Annotated in this window: 24 protein-coding genes and 1 tRNA gene; 13 read left to right on the forward strand and 12 right to left on the reverse strand. The window is 30.5% G+C overall.

All coding sequences use genetic code 11. The annotated features are described in order from the left end of the window. The first annotated feature begins 97 nt into the window (after nt 1–97). Entirely contained in the window at nt 98–1,723 is a 1,626-nt protein-coding gene (locus QZ357_RS09830; protein WP_366934136.1) for an aminotransferase class I/II-fold pyridoxal phosphate-dependent enzyme, read from the forward strand. A 53-nt stretch (nt 1,724–1,776) separates the two neighbouring features. Here the strand turns inward: QZ357_RS09830 and QZ357_RS07220 are convergent, their stop codons facing one another. Continuing rightward, nucleotides 1,777–2,310 carry a DUF1836 domain-containing protein gene (locus QZ357_RS07220; protein WP_290773961.1) on the reverse strand — a complete coding sequence of 178 codons (534 nt, stop codon included), beginning with the start codon at nt 2,308–2,310 and terminating at the stop codon, nt 1,777–1,779. A 129-nt stretch (nt 2,311–2,439) separates the two neighbouring features. Between QZ357_RS07220 and QZ357_RS07225 the strand changes: the two genes are divergently transcribed. Beyond that, a complete protein-coding gene (locus QZ357_RS07225; protein WP_290773964.1) occupies nt 2,440–3,303 on the forward strand; it encodes a DegV family protein in 864 nt (287 codons plus the stop codon). A 72-nt stretch (nt 3,304–3,375) separates the two neighbouring features. Here the strand turns inward: QZ357_RS07225 and rplT are convergent, their stop codons facing one another. From rplT to rsmG, 8 genes are all read right to left on the reverse strand, one after another. Next, nucleotides 3,376–3,729, reverse strand: a complete 354-nt coding sequence (gene rplT / locus QZ357_RS07230; protein WP_290773967.1) for a 50S ribosomal protein L20 — start codon at nt 3,727–3,729, stop codon at nt 3,376–3,378. A 19-nt stretch (nt 3,730–3,748) separates the two neighbouring features. Then, nucleotides 3,749–3,943 (reverse strand): 50S ribosomal protein L35, encoded by a 195-nt coding sequence (rpmI, locus tag QZ357_RS07235; RefSeq protein WP_290773971.1) that lies wholly within the window; start codon nt 3,941–3,943, stop codon nt 3,749–3,751. Nucleotides 3,944–3,963: 20 nt separating this feature from the next. Beyond that, complete coding sequence (infC, locus tag QZ357_RS07240) at nt 3,964–4,482, reverse strand: translation initiation factor IF-3 (protein ID WP_290774059.1); 519 nt, start codon at nt 4,480–4,482, stop codon at nt 3,964–3,966. A gap of 310 nt (nt 4,483–4,792) precedes the next feature. Next, nucleotides 4,793–5,554 (reverse strand): ectoine/hydroxyectoine ABC transporter ATP-binding protein EhuA, encoded by a 762-nt coding sequence (gene ehuA, locus QZ357_RS07245; RefSeq protein ID WP_290773974.1) that lies wholly within the window; start codon nt 5,552–5,554, stop codon nt 4,793–4,795. Between the two features lie 11 nt (nt 5,555–5,565). Continuing rightward, nucleotides 5,566–6,219 carry an amino acid ABC transporter permease gene (locus tag QZ357_RS07250; RefSeq protein ID WP_290773977.1) on the reverse strand — a complete coding sequence of 218 codons (654 nt, stop codon included), beginning with the start codon at nt 6,217–6,219 and terminating at the stop codon, nt 5,566–5,568. Between the two features lie 47 nt (nt 6,220–6,266). After that, nucleotides 6,267–7,106 (reverse strand): ABC transporter substrate-binding protein, encoded by an 840-nt coding sequence (locus QZ357_RS07255; RefSeq protein WP_290773980.1) that lies wholly within the window; start codon nt 7,104–7,106, stop codon nt 6,267–6,269. Between the two features lie 219 nt (nt 7,107–7,325). Then, complete coding sequence (locus QZ357_RS07260; RefSeq protein WP_290773983.1) at nt 7,326–8,168, reverse strand: ABC transporter substrate-binding protein; 843 nt, start codon at nt 8,166–8,168, stop codon at nt 7,326–7,328. A 152-nt stretch (nt 8,169–8,320) separates the two neighbouring features. Further along, nucleotides 8,321–9,031, reverse strand: coding sequence for a 16S rRNA (guanine(527)-N(7))-methyltransferase RsmG (gene rsmG / locus QZ357_RS07265; RefSeq protein ID WP_290773986.1), 711 nt, complete (start codon nt 9,029–9,031; stop codon nt 8,321–8,323). A gap of 132 nt (nt 9,032–9,163) precedes the next feature. Between rsmG and polA the strand changes: the two genes are divergently transcribed. The 7 genes from polA (at nt 9,164) to zapA (ending at nt 17,564) form a co-directional block, all read left to right on the forward strand. Further along, the gene (polA, locus tag QZ357_RS07270; RefSeq protein WP_290773989.1) at nt 9,164–11,824 is read left to right on the forward strand and encodes a DNA polymerase I; all 2,661 of its coding nucleotides are present in this window, start codon (nt 9,164–9,166) and stop codon (nt 11,822–11,824) included. After that, nucleotides 11,824–12,435 (forward strand): dephospho-CoA kinase, encoded by a 612-nt coding sequence (gene coaE, locus QZ357_RS07275; protein WP_290773992.1) that lies wholly within the window; start codon nt 11,824–11,826, stop codon nt 12,433–12,435. The genes polA and coaE overlap by 1 nt, the downstream gene beginning before the upstream one ends. A gap of 45 nt (nt 12,436–12,480) precedes the next feature. After that, nucleotides 12,481–13,518, forward strand: coding sequence for an N-acetyl-gamma-glutamyl-phosphate reductase (gene argC / locus QZ357_RS07280; protein WP_290773995.1), 1,038 nt, complete (start codon nt 12,481–12,483; stop codon nt 13,516–13,518). Between the two features lie 97 nt (nt 13,519–13,615). Then, the gene (gene argJ, locus QZ357_RS07285) at nt 13,616–14,836 is read left to right on the forward strand and encodes a bifunctional ornithine acetyltransferase/N-acetylglutamate synthase (RefSeq protein ID WP_290773998.1); all 1,221 of its coding nucleotides are present in this window, start codon (nt 13,616–13,618) and stop codon (nt 14,834–14,836) included. After that, on the forward strand, nt 14,836–15,690 hold the full coding sequence (argB, locus tag QZ357_RS07290; RefSeq protein WP_290774001.1) for an acetylglutamate kinase: 855 nt from the start codon (nt 14,836–14,838) through the stop codon (nt 15,688–15,690). Before argJ ends, argB begins: the two co-directional genes overlap by 1 nt. A gap of 3 nt (nt 15,691–15,693) precedes the next feature. Beyond that, on the forward strand, nt 15,694–16,875 hold the full coding sequence (locus tag QZ357_RS07295; RefSeq protein WP_290774004.1) for an aspartate aminotransferase family protein: 1,182 nt from the start codon (nt 15,694–15,696) through the stop codon (nt 16,873–16,875). A 152-nt stretch (nt 16,876–17,027) separates the two neighbouring features. Next, nucleotides 17,028–17,564, forward strand: a complete 537-nt coding sequence (gene zapA, locus QZ357_RS07300; RefSeq protein ID WP_290774007.1) for a cell division protein ZapA — start codon at nt 17,028–17,030, stop codon at nt 17,562–17,564. 47 nt (nt 17,565–17,611) lie between these two features. On the opposite strand, the gene QZ357_RS07305 is transcribed toward zapA, so the two are convergent. Together QZ357_RS07305 and QZ357_RS07310 are read right to left on the reverse strand one after the other, a co-directional pair. Further along, nucleotides 17,612–17,758: a hypothetical protein gene (locus tag QZ357_RS07305; protein WP_290774010.1), complete on the reverse strand. Its 147-nt coding sequence runs from the start codon at nt 17,756–17,758 to the stop codon at nt 17,612–17,614. A gap of 226 nt (nt 17,759–17,984) precedes the next feature. After that, on the reverse strand, nt 17,985–19,364 hold the full coding sequence (locus tag QZ357_RS07310; RefSeq protein WP_290774013.1) for a leucine-rich repeat domain-containing protein: 1,380 nt from the start codon (nt 19,362–19,364) through the stop codon (nt 17,985–17,987). Nucleotides 19,365–19,637: 273 nt separating this feature from the next. On the opposite strand from QZ357_RS07310, the gene QZ357_RS07315 reads away from it, so the two are divergent. Further along, nucleotides 19,638–19,713, forward strand: a tRNA-Thr gene (locus QZ357_RS07315). A gap of 70 nt (nt 19,714–19,783) precedes the next feature. Here QZ357_RS07315 and QZ357_RS07320 read toward each other — a convergent pair. After that, the gene (locus QZ357_RS07320) at nt 19,784–20,914 is read right to left on the reverse strand and encodes a D-alanyl-D-alanine carboxypeptidase family protein (protein WP_290774016.1); all 1,131 of its coding nucleotides are present in this window, start codon (nt 20,912–20,914) and stop codon (nt 19,784–19,786) included. A 182-nt stretch (nt 20,915–21,096) separates the two neighbouring features. Between QZ357_RS07320 and QZ357_RS07325 the strand changes: the two genes are divergently transcribed. The 3 genes from QZ357_RS07325 to QZ357_RS07335 all read left to right on the forward strand — a co-directional run. Then, nucleotides 21,097–21,381 carry a sporulation transcriptional regulator SpoIIID gene (locus tag QZ357_RS07325; RefSeq protein ID WP_290774019.1) on the forward strand — a complete coding sequence of 95 codons (285 nt, stop codon included), beginning with the start codon at nt 21,097–21,099 and terminating at the stop codon, nt 21,379–21,381. A 73-nt stretch (nt 21,382–21,454) separates the two neighbouring features. Further along, a complete protein-coding gene (locus QZ357_RS07330) occupies nt 21,455–22,546 on the forward strand; it encodes an extracellular solute-binding protein (protein ID WP_290774022.1) in 1,092 nt (363 codons plus the stop codon). Between the two features lie 223 nt (nt 22,547–22,769). Next, nucleotides 22,770–23,301: iron-containing alcohol dehydrogenase (locus tag QZ357_RS07335; protein WP_290774025.1), on the forward strand; the 532-nt coding region annotated here is incomplete at its 3' end.

A 23,301-nucleotide genomic window follows, 5' to 3' on the forward strand; every position in this document is an offset into this window, starting at 1 on the left:
TTGTCTTTTTTTACGATTTTGCTTGTAAAAAATATATATTTTCGATATTATATAATATGAATAGTTATGAGAAAAAAGAAAGTATGAGGGGTTTAAAATGTATAGTTTTACAAATGATTACAGTGAAGGTGCCCATAAAAATATATTGGCTGCTCTTATAAAAACCAATTTTGAGCAAACAGACGGATATGGTACTGATAAATACTGCAAAGAAGCAGAAGAGATAATTAAAAATTACATAGGAAACTTTGACAGTAGTGTTCATTTCTTGTCAGGGGGAACTGCTACAAATACAGCTTTTATATCGGCTTCTTTAAGAGCTCATGAGGGGGTTATTGCTCCTTCTACTGCACATATAAATGTGCACGAAACAGGTTCTATTGAATCAACAGGACATAAAATAATGACTATTGAAGAAGTTAACGGTAAAATATATGCTGATGGTATAAGAGAAATGGCTAAGGCTCATTTTGAAGATGAGGCAAGAGAACATACTGTAAAGCCTAAAATGGTGTATATATCAAATCCTACTGAGCTTGGAACAATTTATTCAAAGGAAGAGCTTTGTGAATTAAGAGAAGTTTGTGATGAATACGGGATGTATTTATATGTAGACGGTGCCAGACTCGGTTCTGCTCTTACTTGCGTAGATAACGACGTTACAATGGAAGATTTGGGGAAATTAACTGATGCTTTTTATATTGGTGGAACAAAAATGGGAGCGATGTTCGGAGAAGCTTTAGTTATAAATAATAAAGAATTAAATGTTGATTTCAGATATCATATAAAGCAAAACGGTGCGATGATTGCAAAGGGAAGACTGATGGGAGTTCAGTTTATTGAGTTGTTCAAAGACGGTCTTTACTTTGAAATCGGTAAACATGAGAACAGGCTTGCAAATAAACTTACTTTGGGAATAGGAAACTTAGGTTACGGTTTTTATTCAATGTCAGCAACCAATCAAGTATTTCCTATACTTCCAAATGATATTTTAAAAGTAATTTCAAAAAAATATGCTTTTGAAATTTGGGAAAAATTAAATGAAGAAAAAAGTGTAATAAGACTTTGTACTTCTTTTGCAACAAGTGAAAAAATGGTTGATCAGTTTTTGAAAGATTTAGCTAAACTTACTATTGCCAAAGAAAAACTTATGAAAGAAATTACAGAAAAAGAAAATAATAATGCTATTTTGGATGAAAACAATGAAGAAAACATCATACAGCCTGATGAGATTGATGTTAATGAAAATGTCGATGCTGAAGGAAGTTTTGTTTCTGATTTAGATATAGATAAAGATGAATCTTTATCTATGGATATTACTGAAGATACAAGTAATCAAGAGCAGGATATGGAAGAGGATGCTTTTGAAGAAAAGCAAGATGAAGTTTTACCTGTTGAGGATAATAAAGAGTATGAAGATATCGAGAATACTGAAGATATTAAAGATATAGATGATGTTATTTCTGATGAAGCAAACGAAATTATAGATGAAACGGAAGAGGAAGTAAAACCTGTAAAGAAAAAAGCTGTCGTTGAAGAATTTATTCCTATGGAAACATTTGACAAAGATGAAATAATTGATAATAAGGATTCTTTTGACGATATTTTCGCTTCGGAAAAAGATTATACGGCTGAGTCTAAAGATGATGATACGGATAATAAAGTTAAATTTGAAAAAGACAGCGATATGGATTTCTTTAGTGAATTTGAATTTGAAGATTAATAAAAAAACAGACTTATTAGAGTCTGTTTTTTATTTTAAATATATTTGTTATATTAGTTGTTTTTTTCTTCATTATGTATATAAAGTAAATATTTTTGAAGAAAGATTTTATTTGCAAAGGATTTAGTTGCTAATCTTATGATTCTGGCTTCATATCCGTTATTTTTATGTTCTGTTTTTTCAGGTTTATCAATAAATGCAATTTTAAGCGCTTCTTCCAATTTATCTGCAAAATAGTCATAGGCATCTTCTATGGGGTATGTATTGATTTGTATTTTTATAAGCTCGCAAATTTCTGAGATTGATAGAATCTGCTTGAGAATACAAACCACTATTATGTATGCTATATGATGTTTTGTGTATTTCTTTTTGTTTGGTGGTGAAACTAATCCCTGTTTAACGTAGTTGTTAACCATTGAGGATGTAATAATTTTTTCTTTTTCATTTGCCGAAAAAATTTTAAGATTATCTTCGATAAAATTTATTACTTGGTCCATATATAATTCTATATTGGGAAGTTCGTTATATCTTGGAAAATGAAAATTTAATATTTCTTTTGTGTATATTGATTGTTCAAATTCATGCATATCTCTTCTCCTTATTCAGAAGTATAGCATTCAAATTTTATATTGTCAACAGTACATAAAATCTCTTGACAAAGTATTATATATTATATAATATAATATTAAATACCAGATGAATATAAGGAATAAAAAATGAATGTAAAAGACAAAATTGCCATTATTACCGATTCCGGAACTGACGTTCCGAAAAAATATGTTGATAAGTACAATATGTATGTGGTGCCTTTAATAGTAAACTATAATAATAAAAGTTATAGAGATGGTGTCGACATAGATATAAATGAAATATGTGACAGACTTAAGGAAGAAATTCCTACAACTTCTCTGCCTTCAATAGATGATATAAGAGATACTTTTGATAAAGTTATTGCAGACGGATATGATAAGGTTGTTGTTGTGACTATATCCAGCGGTTTAAGTGGCACATACAATGCAATGAGAATTGCGAGTCAGTATTATGAAGACAGGCTTGAAACTTTTCTTATTGACACAAAAAATATAGATATAGGTGCAGGTTTTACAGCTATAAGAGTAGGGGAACTTATAGAAAGCGGATGTTCTTTTGATGAGATAAAAAGTAAAATTTCTGATATTATTTCAAATACAAAAGTTTATTTTTGTGTTAAAACATTAGAATATCTTAGAAAAGGCGGACGTATTGGATTGGTCGCTTCTGTAGTTGGTACTGCACTTGATTTAAAGCCTGTGATGTCTTGTAATGAAGAGGGTGTGTATTATGTTGTATCGAAGGCTAGGGGACGGAAAAAGTCTCTTAAAAAGGCTTTGGATGAGGCTGTGGAATATGCAAAAAAATACGATGAATACAATATAGCAGTAGTTAATGTTCAATCAAAAGAGGAAGCAAAAAAAATTGAAAACAGTATTAAAGAAGTTTTCCCAAAAGTTGATAAAATATTTATAGGGGCAATATCTCCTGCGTTGGCTGTTCATACAGGTCCGGGATTAATAGGAATAGGTGTGCAAAAAGTAAAATAATTATTTAGTATTTTTATAATATTTATCCATAAATAAAAAGAACATAACAAAAGTTATGTTCTTTTTATTATTTTATAATGCGTTTTTAGCAACTTCAACTAATTTTGCGAAAGCAGCTTCGTCATTCATTGCAAGGTCAGCTAACATTTTTCTGTCGATTTCAACATTAGCATTTTTAAGACCGTTTATAAATCTAGAATAAGATATATCGTTCATTCTTGCTGCTGCATTGATTCTTGTAATCCAAAGTTTTCTAAAATCTCTTTTTCTTTGTTTTCTTCCTGCATAAGAACTTCTTAAAGCTCTCATAACAGCTTCGTTTGCAGGTCTGTATAATTTAGATTTAGCACCGTAATAACCTTTAGCAAGTTTTAGTACTTTTTTATGTTTCTTTTTACTGTTTAAACTTCTTTTTACTCTAGCCATATATTATCACCTTATTTAACTACTTAACGATAATGTAGCTGATTGTTTTTTGGTCAGCTGCAGAAACGTAGCCACCCTTTCTTAATTTTCTTTTTCTCTTAGTTGTTTTTTTGTTTAAAATGTGATTTCTAAATGCTTTCTTTCTTTTGATAACGCCAGATTTACTTCTTTTGAATCTTTTTGAAGCGCCTCTGTGAGATTTCATTTTAGGCATGTTAGTCCCGTCCTTTCCTACTATTTTTCTTTGCCTTTAGCCGGTTGTAATGTCATAGTATAATTACGACCTTCTAACTTAGGTTGTTTTTCTATTGTTCCTACCTCATTAACCATAGAAGCAAATTTCAAAAGCACGTCTTTACCTCTGTCAACATAAGCCATTTCTCTACCTCTGAATCTAACGGAAACTTTTACTTTATCTCCGCTTGATAAAAATTTACGGCAATTTTTGGCCTTTACTTCTAAGTCATGATCTTGTACTCTGACAGATGTTCTGATTTCCTTGATGTTAACCACTTTTTGATTTTTTCTGTTTTCTTTTTCTTTTCTGTTTTGTTCATATTTAAACTTACCGTAGTCAAGAATTTTGCAAACAGGCGGTTTTGCATCCGGTGAAACTTTCACTAAGTCAAGATTTCTTTCATCAGCTTTTTTCAAAGCTTCTTGTGCGGACATAATTCCAAGCATAGAACCATCATCACTGATAACTCTTACTTCTTTGTCTCTGATTTGTTCGTTAATTTGAAAATCTTTAATTGAATCATACCTCCATGATTAAAAAAATAGATAGCAAAGAACTGCTACCTAAATATATCACTACAAATAATTTGCAATATATTTACCAAACGAAACCGTTATTTGTTTGGTGAGAAGCAATTCTTCTACTTTGTTTTCTATAAGAGTATAGCACCGAAACGGTGTATTGTCAATGATTTTGATTGATTTTATTGTTGAAATTATAAAAGTATTATTGTATTTAAAGATTTTAATTTATGTTTATAAAGTTAACGTATAGGATAGGGGAGAGAATAATATAAATAAAAAGAAGTAAGAATTCTTACTTCTTTTATAATACTTTTTTCAAGAATTTTTTTGTTCTTTCATTTTTAGGATTATTTATGACTTCTTTTGCTTCTCCTTGTTCCGCAATAACTCCGTCGGCCATAAATACTACTTTATCTGCAACTTCTCTTGCAAATCCCATTTCATGAGTTACGACAATCATGGTTATATTATGTTTTTTTGCAAGATTTTTCATTACTTCCAAAACTTCTCCTACAAGTTCAGGGTCAAGGGCAGATGTGGCTTCGTCGAAAAGCATTATTTCAGGATCCATTGCAAGCGCTCTGGCTATAGCAACTCTTTGTTGTTGCCCGCCCGATAATCGGTTAGGATATTCATTTGCTTTTTCTTTTAGTCCTACCATATCCAATAATTCATATGCTCTTTTTTCAATTTCTTCTTTGTTTGCTTTTTTTACAACCATTGGGGCAAGGGTAATATTTTCAAGAGCGGTTTTATGTGGAAATAAATTAAATCTTTGAAATACCATCCCTACCTTTGTACGAAGTTGTACAAGTTTTTCTTTATCTGTTTTTATTAGACTTTTATTATCTTTTCTGTCAAAAATAAGTTCGTCATCAATATATATTTTCCCCGATGTCATTTTTTCAAGGTGATTTAAACATCTTAAGAATGTACTTTTACCTGAACCGGAAGGTCCTATTATACATACAACTTCACCTTTTTCGACAGTGAGGCTTATATCCTTAAGTACACTGAGTTCACCAAAATCTTTTCTTACGTTTTCTACTTTTAAAGTACTCATCTATAAACCTCCTAAATGTATTTGCTGTTTTTCTTCTCAAGATGATTAAAGAATACAATACATAGTGATGTAAGTACTAAATATATTGCACCGGCTACGAAATAGTAACTCCAGTCTCCGCTTGCCGCAAACTGCTTTGATACTCTCATTAAATCGGCCATACCTATTGTAGATACAAGAGAGGTATCTTTTAAAATCATTATAAATTCATTTGCGAAAGGTGGGATTACTCTTGCATATGTTTGAGGAATAATTACTTTAAACATTGCTTGTGAATATGTCATCCCCAGCGCTTTTGCCGCCTCTAGTTGTCCTTTGTCTATTGACTGTATTCCTGCTCTGAATATTTCTGCTGTATAAGCCGCTGTATTTAATGTAAGAGCTATTATAGCAGCAGTAAAAGGTTCAAAGTTTAAAGGATCTCCAGTTATTTGCTTTATCATTAACGGTATCGCAAAGTAGACTATCATTATTTGTAGTAAAAGAGGGGTTCCCCTGAATATCCATGTATATATCCATGCAATACCTTTTAAGATTTTATTTTTTCCTATGCTCATAAAAGCCAGTACTAAGGCTAAAATCATGCCTAGAATTATACTTATTAAAGTTAACTCAATCGTTGATATTGTTCCTTCAATAAGTTTTTCAATTTGTACACCGGTCATTGTATTTCTCCTGTTTTATCGTTATCTTTTTAATTATAACACAAGTTTTATTGTTCGTCATAACCTTTTATTGTTGTATCAATATTTTGTGTTAAATCTTTTCCGAAAACATCTTTTGATATATTGCTGATTGTTCCTTCTTCTTTAAGTTCGTCTAAAATTTTGTTGATTTCTTCTATTAATGGTTGATTTGATTTTTTTGCAGCTATTGCAATAGGTTCATTTGTTAATTTATCACATGTTTTAATGAATTTTTGACTGTTGTTGTGTACGTAGTATTCACCTACAACAAGGTCTGTAACAACACAGTCAACACTTCCGCCTTCAAGGGCAACAAATGCTTCTGTCATTCCGTCGAATTGTCTTAAGTCAAATTCAATTCCTTGTGATAAATAATATTGGCAAGTTGCGTCAGATGTTGTACTTACTTGAACCGCTACTGTTTTACCGTTTAGTTCGTCAACTGATTTTATTTGCTTACCATCTTTTGCTGAAATGATAACTTGTTGGTTTGCAAGATAAGGGTTTGAAAGGGCAAGTTGCTCTTGTCTGTCTTTGTTGATACCGACAGAAGATATTACCAAATCGTATTTTTCAGAGTCAAGACCTGCAAATATACCATCCCATCCTACATTTATGAACTCTACTTCTCTTCCCATTTTTTTACCGATAGCTTTTGCAAGTTCAATGTCAAAACCTACTGTCTTACCTTCTTTGTTTACATATTCCATAGGTGGGTAAGTGTTGTCTATTGCAACAACCAAGGTTTTGTCCTTTATAAACTGTGCGGTGTCAGATACTTCTTCTTTTGAGCCACATCCGCTAAATAAGCATAATGATAATATAAACACTATCATTGTTGAAATAATTCTTTTATTCTTTTTCATTTTTCTCTCCATATAAAGTATATTTATTTTCCCTTAAAATTTTAGATAAATATACTATACAAATTTTAAAAATGCAATACTTTTTATTGTGTTTTTTATAAATTAATCTGTATATTTATACTTTCTTAATATTGTGATTAATTTTCTTTATACAGTTAAAATACAAATAAAAAAGCCTTTTGGCTTTTTTATTTGATGTATATATAATGAATAGTATTTTTATTCATCATAGTTCTTTAAATTACTGTCTATGTTTTTCGTTAAATCTTCACCGAATAATTTTTTTGATATTTCAGATGTTTTACCGCTTTTAATAAGTGATTTTAAAGATTTGTTTACATTTTCTATAAGAGCCGTATTTCCTTTTTTGGCAGCTATTGCAATAGGTTCGTTTGTAAGTTTATCACATGTTTTTACATAATCATCAGACTTGCTTACATAATAATCACCTACAACAAGGTCTGTAACAACACAGTCAACGCTTCCGCTTTTAAGTGCAAGGAATGCTGCTGTCATATCATCAAATTGTTGTAAATCAAAATTCATTCCTTTTGAATCTTGATAGTATTTACAAGCTTCATCTGCAGTTGTGCTTACTTGTACGGCTACATTTTTTCCTTCAAGTTCATCAACTGATTTTATTTGTTTGCCGTCTTTTGCAGATATTATAACTTGTTGATTTGCCAAATAAGTATCAGAAAGTGCAAGTGTTTCTTGTCTTTCTTTATTTACGCTTATTGCTGAAATGACAACATCGTATTTGTCGGCATCAAGTCCTGCGAAAATTGTATCAAATCCTACTTGAACAAATTCAACTTTAAGCCCCATATCTTCTGCTATGGCTTTTGCAAGTTCAATATCGAATCCTGAAAGTTCACCTGTTTTTTCATCGATATATTCCATAGGTGGGTATGTTGCTTCAAGTCCTACTGTCAGTGTTCCTTCTTTTACAAGCTTCATTTCGGTACTGTTTGCATTCTCATCCTTGTTACCGCATCCTGTAAATAATCCAAATCCTATCAATGCAGCCAATGAAATGGCCATTAATTTCTTAAGTTTCATAATATTCCTCCGTATTACTTCATTTAAACTAAGAAAAGTTTACTATGATTTTACTAAAAAATCAATACCTTTTTTAATTTTTATGCAATTTTATTTATAATTATACTATTCAATACCTTTTAATATGGTTCATTGATATTCATTATTTATATTTATAAAGGAGCTTTTTTTATTCGTGCTTGTTTTCTTGGGTATTTTTTTTCTGTGTTTTTTATTTTTTCTATTATCAGTATGTCTCTTTTTGCATCTGAATACGGAAGTTCTAAACAGTGTATATCTTTAAAGCGGCATCCTAAAGAGCCGATTGCATTTTTGCTTGATTCCAATTCCTCCTTACCTTTACTGCCTTTTAATGCTATGAATTTTCCTTGAGTCTTTATAAAAGGAAGAGTGTATTCACACAGTATATTTAAAGGTGCTACGGCCCTGGCTGTTACATAATCAAATTTTTCTCTGTATATTTCATCATGAGCGGCCTCTTCCGCTCTGGCGTGGATTGCTTTTATATTGTTTAAACTCATTTCATCTATAAGGTTATTTAAATATTTAACTCTTTTATTCAAGCTGTCCAAAAGAAGTATGTTCATGTTATCGTTTATTATTTTTAAAACGATTCCCGGAAGTCCTGCACCGGAACCAATATCTATTAAATTTCCTTTATTATGTATATATTTTGTACTAAGTGCACTGTCAATAATATGTTTTTCTATAAATTCTCTTTCATCGGTTATTGCCGTTAAATTGATTTTTTTATTTTCTCTTAAAACTATATACATGAACTGAAGAAGTTTTTCTGTTTTTTCTTCAGTTATAATTATATCGGATTTTTTCATTCCTTCTCTTAGATATTCCTTTAGATCCATAATATTCTCCTTATGTTTTGTAAAAAATAGTATAACAGAATTCATCTTTAATAAAAAGGTGTAACAGGTTTCTTTTTTAAGGTATTTATGTTATTCTTTATAAAAAGATTTTTTTAAGTTAGCGAGGATATAATGAAGAAAAAATTAGTGATCATAGATGCATATTCAATTATTTATAAATGTTTTTTTGGAGTAAGACCGATGCATTCGTTAAGCGGTGTTTCAACAAATGCAATTTACGGTTTTTTGAATATCATACTTAAGCTTATAGAAAATGAAAAACCGGATTATTTGTATGCCGCTTTTGATAAGGGACATAAAAATTTCAGACATGATAAATACAGTGATTATAAAGCCGGCAGACAGAGTATGCCGGAGGATTTGAGAGAGCAGATTCCTTATATAGAATCGCTTTTGGAAGCTGCCAATATAATCTCTTTAAAAGTTGATAATTATGAAGCTGATGATATTATCGGAAGTGTCAGTGAGCTTGCAGATAAGAAGGGTATTGATACTGTGGTTATAACGGGTGACAGAGATTCTTTTCAACTTGTAAGCGAACATACAAAAATACTTTATTCCAAAAGAGGTATAAGTGATATAGAAGTTATAGACGAGCAGTATTTGATGGATAAATACTCTCTAATGCCAAAGCAGATGATAGATTTAAAAGCCCTTATGGGGGATAAATCGGATAATATTCCTGGAGTAAAAGGAGTAGGTGAAAAAACAGCTTTAAATCTTTTGGCAAAATACGGTACTCTTGATGGGGTATATGAGCATATAGACGAAATAAAAGGGAAATTAAAAGAGAAACTAACCGAAGATAAAGAAAATGCATTTTTAAGCAGAGATTTAGGTACGATTGAAGTAAATATGGATATAGACATTGATTTTGACAAAGAATGCAGTTTTGATTTCAGAAACGAGACTTTTGTATCCATTTTATCAACATTAGATTTAAAATCCGTAATAAAAAAACTTGGTGTAGGTGATGTTCTTCCTGTAGAGGATAAAAACAACAAAGAGGCTTTTTCAAATGTAAAAGAAGAGTATGTCACTGTTTCAAAAGATATTGAAATTGAAAAGTTGGTAAATAAATTAAAAGATAAAGATTGTATTTCCGTATATTTTGTTTTAAACGATAAGTCGGATGATATAAGAAAAGCTATGATTTTTGACAGAGAAAATTTTTATTTGTATGACGGAAATTTCTCTAGTATAAATGAATTGGCATATATATTAAAATCTTCTAGAAAAGTTATAACACATAATTTTAAAGATGTTTACAAATGTTTTAAATCAAAGGGATGTGATAATGTTGAATGTCTTTTTGACGTATATCTCGGAGGATATGTTCTTAACCCCGGAGATGAAAGATATTCTTTGGAGGTAATGAGCAAAAAATATTTGAATATAGATCTAGAAGAAGAACAAGGCGAAATTGTACAGCAAAGTCTCCTTGATTTGGATGATACAAATAAATACATTACCTATATGAAAAAGGCAAAAAGTATATTTTCTCTTTATAATATTTTTTCAGATAAAATTAAAGACGAAGGAATGGAAGAGCTATATGAGGATATAGAGCATAAACTTATGTATGTTCTTGGGGATATGGAACTTGAAGGATTTAAAGTAGACACAAAAATGCTTAATGTTCTCGGTGAAGATTTTGATAAGAGGGTTGAGGAGCTAACTTCAAAAATAAGACAGACTGCAGGAGAAGACGAAACATTTAATGTTAATTCTACAAAACAGCTCGGACATGTTCTTTTTGAAAAAATGGGTCTTCCTGTTATAAAGAAAACTAAAACCGGATATTCAACCAATATAGAAGTTCTTGAAAAATTAAAAGATCATCATAAAATAATACCTATGATAATTGATTTGAGACAAATAAGTAAACTTAATTCAACATATGTAAAAGGACTTGTATCTCTTATAGATAAAAGTGAGAATAAAATTCATTCAACTTTTAATCAAACAATTACAACGACCGGTAGAATTTCGTCTTCAAATCCAAACCTTCAAAATATTCCCGTAAGAACAGAGGAGGGAAGAATTATAAGGAAAGTATTTATTCCAAGTAAAGAGGGTAATGTTTTGGTGGATGCCGATTATTCTCAAATAGAGCTTAGGGTTTTGGCGCATATTTCAAAGGATGAGAAGCTTATTAATTCTTTTAAAAATAACGAAGATATTCATACAAGAACTGCAAGCGAGGTATTCGGGGTACCTTTGAGTGAGGTTACAAAAGAAATGAGAAGTCGTGCTAAAGCAGTTAATTTCGGTATCGTATACGGTATAAGCGATTTTGGTCTTTCAAAGGATTTGAATATTGCAAGAAAAGATGCAAAACTTTATATAGATACTTATCTTTCAAAGTATCCTTTGGTAAGCAAGTATATGGAGGATATAGTTGCTTTTGCAAAAGAAAACGGATATGTGACAACAATGTTTAACAGAAGAAGGTATATAAATGAAATACATTCTAAAAATTTCAATGTAAGATCTTTCGGTGAACGTACGGCATTGAATACACCTATTCAGGGTAGTGCTGCCGATATTATTAAGCTTGCAATGATACATGTTCAAGATGAGCTTAAAAAAAGAAATATGAAATCGAAGTTAATACTTCAGGTACATGATGAGTTAATAATAGATACTCCAAAAGATGAAATTGAAGAAGTGAAAAATATTCTTAAAGATAAAATGGAAAATGTTGTTAAAATGGATTGTCCACTAAAAGCTGATATAAGTGTCGGCAAAAATTGGTTCGAGGCAAAGTAATGAAAGTTATAGGATTAACCGGTTCTATAGGGACCGGAAAGAGTACGGCATCTAAAATATTAAAGAAAGAATTTGATATACCCATAATAGATGCCGATGTTATAAGCAGGGAAGCGGTTCAAAAAGGCAGTATCGGTATTTTAAAAATAAAAGATGCATTTGGCAGTGATTTTATTTTAAATAACGGTGAACTTAACAGAGTAAAAATGGGTAATTTGGTATTTAATGATAATAAAGCAAGAGAACTTCTTGAAAGTATAATTCATCCTGTTGTTATGAACAGATACGATACTCTTGTAAGAAAATATAAGGAAGAAGGACATTCTTATGTTGTATATGATTGTCCTCTTTTGATTGAAGAAGATTTAATCGGTGTGGTTGACGTGGTTATGTTAATTTATTCCAATAAAGATATCCAGCTTCAAAGAGTTATGTTAAGAGATAATTTAACCGAAGAAGAAGCCTTAAAACGTATATATTCTCAGATGAGTATAGATGAGAAAAAGAGATATGCCGATATTGTTATTGATAATAGCGGAACTGTTGAGTCTTTAAGAGAGAAAATAGGATATGTTTATGACAATAAATTTTCAAAAAAAATACTTGCATAATTATGCATAAATATGTATAATGTATCATATTATGGAGGTGTTACTATGATAGATGTCGGTATTTTGGGTGCAACTGGTTATACCGGAGCAATTCTTGTAAGTATATTAAAAAAACATAAAAATGTAAGGAACATAAAACTTGGGTCGCACAGTTATGTAGGACAGAAGTTTGATGATGTATATAAAGCTTTTAAAGATATTGAGCATAGTACACTGCTTGAAAGTGATATGGAGATATTTTCAAAAGATTGTGACGTTGTATTTATGGCTCTTCCTCACGGAGTTGCTTCGAAGGTTGTAAACAAAGATGTTTTAAATAAAACAAAGATTATAGATTTGGGTGCGGATTTTAGATTAAAAAATAAAAGTACATATGAACAATGGTATAAAACCGAGCATTTTGCAGAGGATTTATTAAATGAGAGTGTGTATGGATTGTGTGAAATAGAAAGGGAGAATATAAAAACGGCAAGATTGCTTGCAAATCCGGGATGTTATACAACATGCTCAATATTGTCTCTTTACCCATTAGTTAAGGATAATTTAATAGATGTGGATTCTATAATTATAGATGCAAAATCCGGAGTAAGCGGAGCAGGCAGAAAAGCATCAACGTCTTCTCTGTTTTGTGAATGCAACGAGGCTATTAAAGCCTACGGGGTGGGTACTCACAGACATACTCCTGAAATAGAAGAGCAGCTTTCTAAATATGGTAATGATATAAAGTTATCGTTTACTCCTCATTTGGTTCCTATGAATAAAGGTATTTTGACTACGATTTATGCAAATGTTCGTGAAGGAATAACAAAAGAGGATATTAAAAAGTCTTATGAAAAATATTATAAAGACGAATACTTTATAAGGCTTCGAGAATCCGGAGATATGCCGATTACCAACTATGTAAAAGGTACTAATTTATTTGATACTTCTTTTGTTTTTGACGATAGAGTAGGAAGAGTAATTGTTTCAAGTGTAATAGACAACCTGATGAAAGGGGCATCTTCTCAGGCTGTTCAAAATATGAATATAATGTTTGGATTTGATGAAAAAGAAGGAATTGATTTTCTTCCTTTTTACATATAATCGGTAATATATTGATTATTTTTAATATATATCCTTTTAACAAATAGGGGTTATTGAAATACATCTGTATAAAAAATGATTAAGGAGTTTTGATATAATGAAAATAGTAAAAGGTTGTGTTGTTGCGCCAAAAGGATTTTATGCATCAGGCAAAGCAACCGGGTTAAAAAGAAAGAGAAAAGATATGTCTTTGATATATTCAGAAAAACCTTGTAATGTTGCGGCTGTTTTTACGACAAATAAAGTAAAGGCAAGCAGTGTACTTCATAATATGGAACTTTACAATAAAGGGTTGAAGGCAAGAGCGATTATTGTAAACAGTGGTAATGCAAATGCCTGTACGGGAGAGGAAGGACTTAACAATACATCCAAAATGGCAGAAGAAACAGCAAGGTGTCTTGCTTTAAAGCCTGAAGATGTATATGTAAATTCGACGGGCGTTATAGGGGTGCAGCTTCCTATGGATAAAATCATCAAAGGAATAAGAGAGGTATCTTTGGCTCTTGATGATGATATAGTTTCAGGTGTTAACTGTGCGGAAGGTATACTTACCACAGATACATTCATAAAAGATAAATCCGTTGAAATTGTTATAGACGATAAGAAAGTAAGAATAGGCGGAATAGCAAAAGGATCCGGCATGATACATCCAAACATGGCAACGATGCTTTCTTTTATTACAACAGATGTAAATATTGATGACAGTACTTTTAAAGAGTTGTTAAAAGAGGTTGCCGATGATACATATAATATGATTTCTGTTGACGGTGATACTTCTACAAATGACAGTGTCATTGCCTTTGCAAACGGTATGGCCGGAAATGATGTACTTACAAAGGATCACAAGGATTATCATGTATTTAAAGATGCATTTATTTTTGTTTGTAAACATCTTGCGACTCAAATTGTTAAAGACGGTGAAGGCGCGACTAAGTTTTTGGCTGTTAATGTTATAAACTCAGACACAAAGGAAAACGCAAAGAAAATTGCAAAGAGTGTAATAGGATCTTCTCTTGTTAAAACCGCTTTTTTCGGTGAAGATGCAAATTGGGGAAGAGTTCTTTGCGCTGCAGGTTATTCAGGAGTTGAGTTCAACCCGAATATAGTGACACTTTCTTTTAAAAGTGCAAAGGGGGAAATTGAACTTTATAAGGATGGTATTGCATTGGATTTTGATGAGGATAAAGCTCTTAAAATACTTCAGCAAGTTGAAATAGAAATCGACATAAATATGAACAACGGAAATAAATCTGCTACAGCATGGGGCTGTGATTTGAGTTACGAATACGTGAAAATTAATGGAGAGTACAGAAGTTAATGGATGAAAAATATTTACATCAGGCAAATGTTTTAATTGAGGCATTACCGTATATAAAAGAATTTAACGGTAAAATAGTTGTAATTAAATACGGCGGAGCCGCTTTGGTGGATAAAGAAATGGAACAAAGTGTAATAAATGATATTGCGCTTATGAAGTTGGTCGGAATAATGCCGGTAATCGTTCATGGTGGAGGGAAAGATATAAATAAAATGCTTGATAAAGTAGGTAAAGAGCATAAGTTTATAAACGGACTCAGATTCACAGACAGCGAAACTATGGATATTGTACAAATGGTTCTTGCCGGTGGGGTAAATAAAGATTTGGTATCTTTATTTACAAAACAAGGAATGAACGCTATAGGTATTACGGGACAGGACGGTAAGCTTTTGGAAGTTGAAAAGCATACTCCTCACGGAGATGATATAGGCTATGTAGGAAAAATAAAAGGAGTAAATCCTATTCTTGTAGCAAAGCTTATAGATGATGACTTTATACCTATAATAGCTCCTATAGGGGTTGATGAAAGCGGACAAAGTTATAATATAAATGCGGATTTTGTTGCTTGTCATATAGCGAGTGCACTTCATGCAAAGAAACTTTTGTTTATGTCAGATATAGAAGGAGTTCTTGATAAAAAAGGAAATCTTATTAAGCAAATTAAAACCAGTGAAGTTCATGGACTTATAGAAGACGGTACAATTAACGGAGGAATGATTCCTAAAATTAAAGGCGCAAAAGAAAGTGTTGAAAAGGGAGTTGAAGGTGTTCATATAATTGATGGAAGAGTCGAACACAGTTTACTTATAGAATTATTTACAAACGGCGGAATAGGCACAATGATTAAGGAGTAGAAAATGAATGATATAATTAAAACAGGAAATGAAGTATTAATGAATACATATTCCAGAATCCCTGTGGTTTTTGATAAAGGGGAAGGGGTTTATTTGTATGATGACAATGGGAAAGAGTATCTTGATTTTGTAGCCGGTATAGCGGTAAATGCACTTGGGTACAATGATAAAGGTTTGAATGATGTATTGATAAATCAAATGAATAAGGTGTATCATGTTTCTAATTTATATTACACAAAAGCGAATGTAGAGGCTGCTGAAATCCTTGTTAAAAACAGCGCCTTAGATAGGGTGTTTTTTTGTAACTCAGGTGCTGAGTCAACAGAAGCTGCTTTAAAACTTGCAAGACTTTATGCATATAAGTTTAAAAATAAAGAAACAAAAATTGTTGCTATGGAAAATTCTTTTCACGGCAGAACCTTTGGTTCTATTACGGCAACGGGACAATTAAAGTATCAAAAAGGATTGGGACCTATCCTTCCAGATGTTGTACATGTGCCTTTCATGGATTTTGATTCTTTGGAAAAAGAAGCCAGAAGCGGTGCTTGTGGTATTATTTTAGAACCTGTTCAAGGTGAAGGAGGTATAAGACCTGCAAGTAAAGAGTTCTTGAAAAAAGTACGTGATTTATGCGATGAATTGGATATTTTGTTAATATTTGACGAGGTGCAATGTGGAATCGGCAGAAGCGGATATTTATTTGCCTATGAATATTTTGATGTTGTTCCTGATGTTGTATGTATGGCAAAAGGACTTGGGGGAGGTTTCCCTATAGGTGCAATTCTTGTTAAAGAGGATAAAGCAAAAGGTTTCGAGCCCGGTAATCATGCTTCGACTTTTGGAGGAAATGCTATTGCATCTACGGCAAGTAAATATGTCATAGATAAGATTTTAAATGAAAATATTTTGGATAATGTAAAAAGACAAGGGGCTTTGTTAAAAGCAAAACTTGAAGACCTTTGTAATAAATATGAATTTATAAAAGAGGTAAGGGGGATAGGGTTAATGCTTGGTATGGAGTTTGAATTTCCTGTGTCCGATATCATTAATGAAGCTTTGGATAATGGGTTACTCTTGTTAAATTCAGGAAAAAACATTATAAGATTTGTACCTCCATTAATTGTTTCAGAAAACGAAATAATTAAATGTGTTACAATTTTAGATAGTATTTTAAATAAAATATGACATAATTGTATTTTTATTACTTAAAACTCTAAAAAAGAGAAAAAATTATGTATTTTTATGATTTTTTCTTTTTTTTATTGTAAATTTTGTGTTATTATATAACTATATAATGAGAATTTTGTATATATTTATAAGAAGAACGGGTGATAGATATGGAAGAAAAAAGTACATCAAAAAATAGGGTTGTTGTGAATATTCTTGGATCGAATTATACAATTATTACCGATAATGACGAAGAGCAATTAAAAAAGGTTTCTGGATTTGTCGATGAACTTATAAGACAAGTTAAAAAAAATAATCCTTATATGAATCCTTACACTGCTGCAGTTTTATCTTCTTTAAATTTATGTGAAGAATTATTTGAGCTTAAAGATGAAGTTGAGGATCTTAGAAAAGATAAAGAAGAATATGAAATTTTAACAGATTATAAAGAAAAGTTAATGTCGGCTCTTGAAGAAGCAGAAGCCAATGAGGCTAAAAGACTTTCTATGCAATATAAATATGAAAAGCTGGAAATAGAAAATGAAGAGCTTAAAGACTTACTTGAAGAGTATAAAGAAAAGTTTACTTCAATGAGAAGTGAGATAGAATTAAACAGAAGATCTATAAGTGAACTTCAAAATAAACTTTTGGAAAATCAAATAGAGCTTGTAAAAGCAAGAAAAAATATTTTGGATTATACGAGCTAAAAAAAGGAGATACCGTTATATTGGTATCTCCTTTTTGAATATTCTATTTATTTCCCCATAATAACCGTTACCTTACTTGCCCTTTGGTAGTTGTTATCTTTAGTGCTTTTTATATCCTCCTCCGATACAAAAACATCAATGAGTGTATAACCTTCTTCAGCTTTTTCGTTCAAATAATTCTGAAGCTTACTCATAAATAGATCTCTTTCAACGATATACTTCACAGCTCGTTCCACCTCGGTTCGACTTAATCTTTCTTAACTTACTATAACATAATTATTATAGGTTGTAAATAAACTAAACATTCTTTTATTGATATAAATTTAAATTATTTTTTATAAATTTTTATAATATTTTATAATCATATATGCAGAAAATCTAAGAAAACTGTAATAAAAAAAGAAGAAATAATTCTTCCTTTTATTGTATTACTTTGCTTTTAATATTGTTTTCATTTGCATAATATATTCCGTAAGAACCGTAAGGTGCATGTATGACTACTTTTTTACTGTCATCGAAAGATGTTTTGCCGATAAATCTTAAACTGTAAGATGCTTCTACTTTTGTGAGATTAGGGCAATTGCTGAACGCTTTTTTGTTTATGTTTGTAACACCTTCATTTAAATCTACTTCTTTTAAATCATTACAATCTGCAAATGTATAATCTCTTATGTAATTTATATTATCGGGTATACTTATCTTTTGAAGTGATGAACATCCTCTGAATACTTCTGCTTCCATTGTATATAATGAATTAGGAAGTTCAATATCTTTAATCATTGTACAGTTTTTAAAAGCACCAGATTTCAATATGTGCATATTATCAGATAATTTAACGGTTTGTAAATTTTCGCATTCTGCAAAAGCATTTTTCCCGATTTCTTCTGTACCTTTGAAGGTTACATTTTTAAGGTTTATACTTCCGTAAAATGCTTCATTATTTATTTTTTTCACATTTTTGGGTATTTCTATATCTGTAAGATTTTTTGTGTTATAAAAAGCCAGTGTATTTATTGTGTTTAATTTACTAGGTAAGGTTAAATTTTCTATATATTTATTTGAATAAAAAGCAGCGCTCTCGATAGTTCTCGTACTGTCATTTACGGTATACTCTTTATCCGGTTTTGATACTGGATATGAGATAAGTTTTTTCATATCATTTGAATAGAGAACGCCATCTTCACTTTTGAATTTTTTGTTGTCCTTGTTAACATTAAAACTTTTTAGGTTTATACAGTTTGTAAAAACATTTTTACCAAGTTTTGTTACAGATGCCGGTATATTGATGTTTTCAATTCCACAGTTCATAAATGCGTTATCGCCTATTTGTTTTGTTCCTTCTTCAAGTACTACGTCCTTTAAAGATATACAATTTGAGAATGCATACTTATCGATTTTTTTGCATCCGTTTATGGTAACTCTTTCCAATAACTTGCAATTGTAAAATGCAAATTCACCGATATTTTCTATATTTTCAGGAATGGTTATATTTACTATCGGCGTGTTTTTAAAAGCACCATCTCTTATGTCTACAACCGGACATCCCTTTATCTCTTCGGGAATTTTAAGATTCTTTATTTTCTCTTCTTTTGTGTCGTAAGATAAAATATATGCTTTTTTATCTTTTATTCTGTAAGAAAAACCGTCTTCTTTTCCTTGGATTGTATTTACGAGACTTTTGTTCATTTCCTTTTTTGTCTCAGTGTCGACAGTATTGTTATTTGCAAAAACGAATGTCGGTATCATAAATATTATAAATAAAATAGATATAGTTAGATTTACTTTTTTCTTTATTTCCATTGTTTTCTCCCTTTTACGCTAATTATTTTAACATAAACTATTTTAAATTTAAACGGTATTTTACTATATATTATATATTATATTTTGTTTTATAAAAAATGAGTGAAAGTTTAATTAAGAATAAATTTTTATTTGTAATTTTTAAAAAAGCATAGATTAGAGAACAATATATGCTTTTTTATGTGTGTTATTTGTATGTATTTAAAAAGTAATAAAAAAATGAAAAAAACTGTTGACAATTAAAAACATATTTAGTATATTATATAGGCAGGTGCTGATGTGGCTCAATCGGTAGAGCAGCTGATTTGTAATCAGCAGGTTGTAGGTTCAAGTCCTATCATCAGCTCCATTTTTATGAGAATTAACCTTTGAATTTATTTCAAAGGTTTTTTTGTTTTTATTATCTTAGAATAAGATTTTTAATTAAAATCCAATCCTGTGAATCGTAGTAAATTACTGAAGAAGTTATAAATAGAGCTTTTGCTTTGTTTTTCCGTTTTGGCGGTTATGGTGTATTCATATTTTTCTTTTGAGTTTTTAATATTTACACTGTAATCTGCTATATAATTGTCACTTCCTGAATTATATATTTTGTCATAATTTATTTCTATATTTTCGTCTTTTTTTACAGGGAAAAATATATCTTCTCTAACTGAAAGTTTTATAATTCCTTTTTTAGTGTTTTTCATCGGAATTGTTTTTATGTATTCATCTTTTTCTATTATCTTTTTTAATGTGAATTCATTAAATGCCATGTTTAAAAGATTCGTACTGTCTATATAGTGATTATTGCTTCTTAAAACCACGCCCACTACCTGCATATCGTTTCTTTTTGCTGCAAATACAAAGCATTTTCCTGCTTTTTTCGTGAATCCTGTTTTTATCCCGTTTGCTCCTTCATAATTTTTTAAGAGTTTGTTTTTATTGTATATTGTCCTTCCGTTTTCTTTTCCTTTGTATGACATACTCCACTTCTTGTCATTTATAATTTTAACAAAGTTTTCGTTTTTCATGGCATAAGATGCAAGTAATGCGAAATCATATGCGGTTGTGTAATGTTCTTCATCGGGTAGTCCGTTTGGATTTTTAAAATTTGTATTGTTCATTCCAAGTTCTTTTGCTTTTTTATTCATTATTTTTGCGAATCCCTCTATAGATCCTCCTATATGATGTGCTATAGCAACTGCTGCATCATTTCCCGAAACTAACATCAGCCCATGAATTAGGTCTTCAAGAGAAAGCTTTTCGCCTTCCGCAAGGTAAATACTGGTGCCTTCAATACCCGTGTATTCTTTTTTTATTTCTATTACATCGTTTAAGTTCCCTTTTTCAAGGGCAATTATTGCAGTCATTACTTTTGTTGTTGATGCCATTGGAAGCTTTTCGTCTTTATTCTTGCTGTATAGCAGCCGGTTGCTACCTGTTTCCAATACCGTATAAGCTTCGGAGCTTATGTTCCCTGGGTTATTATTTGCATATGCAATGTGTGAATATAATATATTTGAACCAAATAACGTTAATAAAAGTATAATTATAATTTTTCTTTTCATAAAATGTAATCACCTCTGTTTTCTGTTTTTATTTATATGAGTCTTAGTATCAAGAAAAGAACATATATTTGTTTTTTATTGGGTGTTCGGTGTTATATTTATATCTTCATTAATATGTCTTTTATTTTTTATTCATATATTGGATAAATCAACATATCTTTAAATTAAGCGAGGGAAGAGATATGTTAGAGAATATAAAACAAAGAGTAATAAGAGAAGCGGAGTATATTATAAGAGAGAAGTCTACGATACGTAAATGTGCAAAAGCTTTTAGAGTAAGTAAAAGTACAGTACATAATGACTTATCCAAAAGGCTTGTAAAAGTGGATAAGGAACTTTACATAAAAGTAAGAGACATAATTGAAACCAATAAAAAGTTTAGGCATATTAGGGGTGGTATTGCGACTAAAGAAAAGTACAGAGAATTAAGGTATGAAAGTAAAAAGAAAAAAGAAGCTGAAGTTTAGTTATAAAGTTGTATTTTCTTTGCTTCTGATCCTCTTTATGATTTCTTATAAATTTTTTATAAGAGACTTTTATATGAACAAATTTATAAACAAAGAGGAAGCAAAAGCTTTTCAGGGGCTTATTACTCTTTGGGATAATCCGTCAAAAACTGTCATTGGCAGTAATTACGGTTTTATAAAAAATTCTGTCAGTAACTTTCAACATGAAAATGAGCTTATTCAAATAGAGCTTAGAGAACTTTCTTTTGAGGGGGCCAAAGTGCTGGCAAATGAAAAGGCAATAAGCAAAAATCACCCTGATATAATAAGTAAATATATCGAGAATGATATTACGAAAACCGATAATATAATGTACGATAAGGGATTTGTTGAAAGAATAAAAGATACATATAATGTAACGTCAATATCAGAAGATGAAGAAAGGTGCATATTTCCTGTTTTTGGTTCATTTAATGTAATTATTGTAAATAAAGATGCTTTTGATAAAATGGGTATTTCTTTGCCTGAAAAAAACTGGAGTTACAGTACTTTTATAGATATTATAAGAGAAATAAAAAATAAAGATACAAAGAAAGAAAAAATACCTTTTGATATGGTTATAAATAAGGATAGTTTTGGGTATATGAACTTTTTATTGGATAATGGATACGGTAATATAGGCTTTAAGAAATTGGAAACATTAAAAAATGAACTAGAAGGATATAAATGCTTGAGTTCAAAAAAAAGCTTAGAAGATGTTCATTATGATTTATATAATAGTAAAACTATGATTTATGCCGGTAATATGGATGACGTTAATTATCTTCTCAGAACTAAAAACAGAGATAACAGCTTTAACTTTGAAGTATATCCTTATCCTTACGAAAATAAAAGGGTTGAGTTTGTAAGTGATATAAAAAGTTATTATCTTTTAAATACCGATGACAACGCGAGGAAGTCTGTTCTGCAAAATTTTATTGAACATATATATCAAAATGAAGGAATGAATATATTAAATATACAAGGGAAAATTCCATTGTTCCATGTTAAATATATAAAGAAAGATTTAAAATACGATTATCTTTTGGATTATATTAATATTGAAGATTATTATTCCATTGAAGATAAAAACTTTCAGTTAAATCAAAAAGATATATATAAAAAGGTGAAAGAAATCTTTAAATAAAAAATCGGATTGTTTCCGATTTTTTATTTTGGTGAAAATAAGATAGATATGACGATATTTACTTTTTTGTTCGTTTTTATTAAATATATACAAATATTTTTTATAGACACCGTTTTTTACGTGTAGTATAATAATTTTAATAGTTGATTAGTGGGATTGTATAAATGTTATATTTTTTAATTATTAAATATAAAAATATAAAATAATAAAAGGAGAATAAGATATGAATAATTTTAGTTTTCATTTACCTACAAAAGTATATTTTGGTAAAAATCAGATAACGAAACTTCCTGAGATTTTAAAGTGTTACGGGAATAAAGTGCTTCTTGTGTATGGTGGTGGCAGCATTAAAAGAATCGGACTTTATGATGATATTATTAAATTATGTAAAAAAGATAATATTGAAATATTTGAACTTTCGGGAATCGATCCTAACCCTAGAATAGAATCTGTAATTAAAGGTGGAAATATATGTAAAGAACATGATGTGGATGTGGTTTTAGCCGCAGGTGGGGGAAGCACTATAGATTGTGCAAAAATGATAGCTGCAGCGGCAAAGAGTGAAGAGGAACCTTGGGAGTTGGTTATTAATCCTCGTAAAATAAAAGAGGTTCTTCCTATTGTTGATATTTTAACACTTGCTGCTACAGGTTCTGAAATGGATCCTTTTGTCGTTATAAGTGATATGAATAAAAACATGAAAGTCGGTGTTGCCTGTGAATTGTTTAAACCTAAAGCTTCAATTATGGATCCTA

This window comes from Anaerofustis sp. (genome assembly GCF_019420015.1).
Lineage (GTDB): Bacteria > Bacillota > Clostridia > Eubacteriales > Anaerofustaceae > Anaerofustis.

Coding starts and splice junctions, on each gene's coding strand:
- QZ357_RS07220 (WP_290773961.1), bottom strand. CDS start 2,310: ATGCATGAATTTGAACAATCAATATACACAAAAGAAATATTAAATTTT.
- coaE (WP_290773992.1), top strand. CDS start 11,824: ATGAAAGTTATAGGATTAACCGGTTCTATAGGGACCGGAAAGAGTACG.
- polA (WP_290773989.1), top strand. CDS start 9,164: ATGAAGAAAAAATTAGTGATCATAGATGCATATTCAATTATTTATAAA.
- rplT (WP_290773967.1), bottom strand. CDS start 3,729: ATGGCTAGAGTAAAAAGAAGTTTAAACAGTAAAAAGAAACATAAAAAA.
- QZ357_RS09830 (WP_366934136.1), top strand. CDS start 98: ATGTATAGTTTTACAAATGATTACAGTGAAGGTGCCCATAAAAATATA.
- argC (WP_290773995.1), top strand. CDS start 12,481: ATGATAGATGTCGGTATTTTGGGTGCAACTGGTTATACCGGAGCAATT.
- QZ357_RS07325 (WP_290774019.1), top strand. CDS start 21,097: ATGTTAGAGAATATAAAACAAAGAGTAATAAGAGAAGCGGAGTATATT.
- rsmG (WP_290773986.1), bottom strand. CDS start 9,031: ATGGATCTAAAGGAATATCTAAGAGAAGGAATGAAAAAATCCGATATA.
- QZ357_RS07310 (WP_290774013.1), bottom strand. CDS start 19,364: ATGGAAATAAAGAAAAAAGTAAATCTAACTATATCTATTTTATTTATA.
- QZ357_RS07320 (WP_290774016.1), bottom strand. CDS start 20,914: ATGAAAAGAAAAATTATAATTATACTTTTATTAACGTTATTTGGTTCA.
- ehuA (WP_290773974.1), bottom strand. CDS start 5,554: ATGAGTACTTTAAAAGTAGAAAACGTAAGAAAAGATTTTGGTGAACTC.
- argJ (WP_290773998.1), top strand. CDS start 13,616: ATGAAAATAGTAAAAGGTTGTGTTGTTGCGCCAAAAGGATTTTATGCA.
- QZ357_RS07250 (WP_290773977.1), bottom strand. CDS start 6,219: ATGACCGGTGTACAAATTGAAAAACTTATTGAAGGAACAATATCAACG.
- QZ357_RS07330 (WP_290774022.1), top strand. CDS start 21,455: ATGAACAAATTTATAAACAAAGAGGAAGCAAAAGCTTTTCAGGGGCTT.
- QZ357_RS07305 (WP_290774010.1), bottom strand. CDS start 17,758: ATGAGTAAGCTTCAGAATTATTTGAACGAAAAAGCTGAAGAAGGTTAT.
- QZ357_RS07295 (WP_290774004.1), top strand. CDS start 15,694: ATGAATGATATAATTAAAACAGGAAATGAAGTATTAATGAATACATAT.
- QZ357_RS07225 (WP_290773964.1), top strand. CDS start 2,440: ATGAATGTAAAAGACAAAATTGCCATTATTACCGATTCCGGAACTGAC.
- QZ357_RS07260 (WP_290773983.1), bottom strand. CDS start 8,168: ATGAAACTTAAGAAATTAATGGCCATTTCATTGGCTGCATTGATAGGA.
- argB (WP_290774001.1), top strand. CDS start 14,836: ATGGATGAAAAATATTTACATCAGGCAAATGTTTTAATTGAGGCATTA.
- zapA (WP_290774007.1), top strand. CDS start 17,028: ATGGAAGAAAAAAGTACATCAAAAAATAGGGTTGTTGTGAATATTCTT.
- rpmI (WP_290773971.1), bottom strand. CDS start 3,943: ATGCCTAAAATGAAATCTCACAGAGGCGCTTCAAAAAGATTCAAAAGA.
- QZ357_RS07255 (WP_290773980.1), bottom strand. CDS start 7,106: ATGAAAAAGAATAAAAGAATTATTTCAACAATGATAGTGTTTATATTA.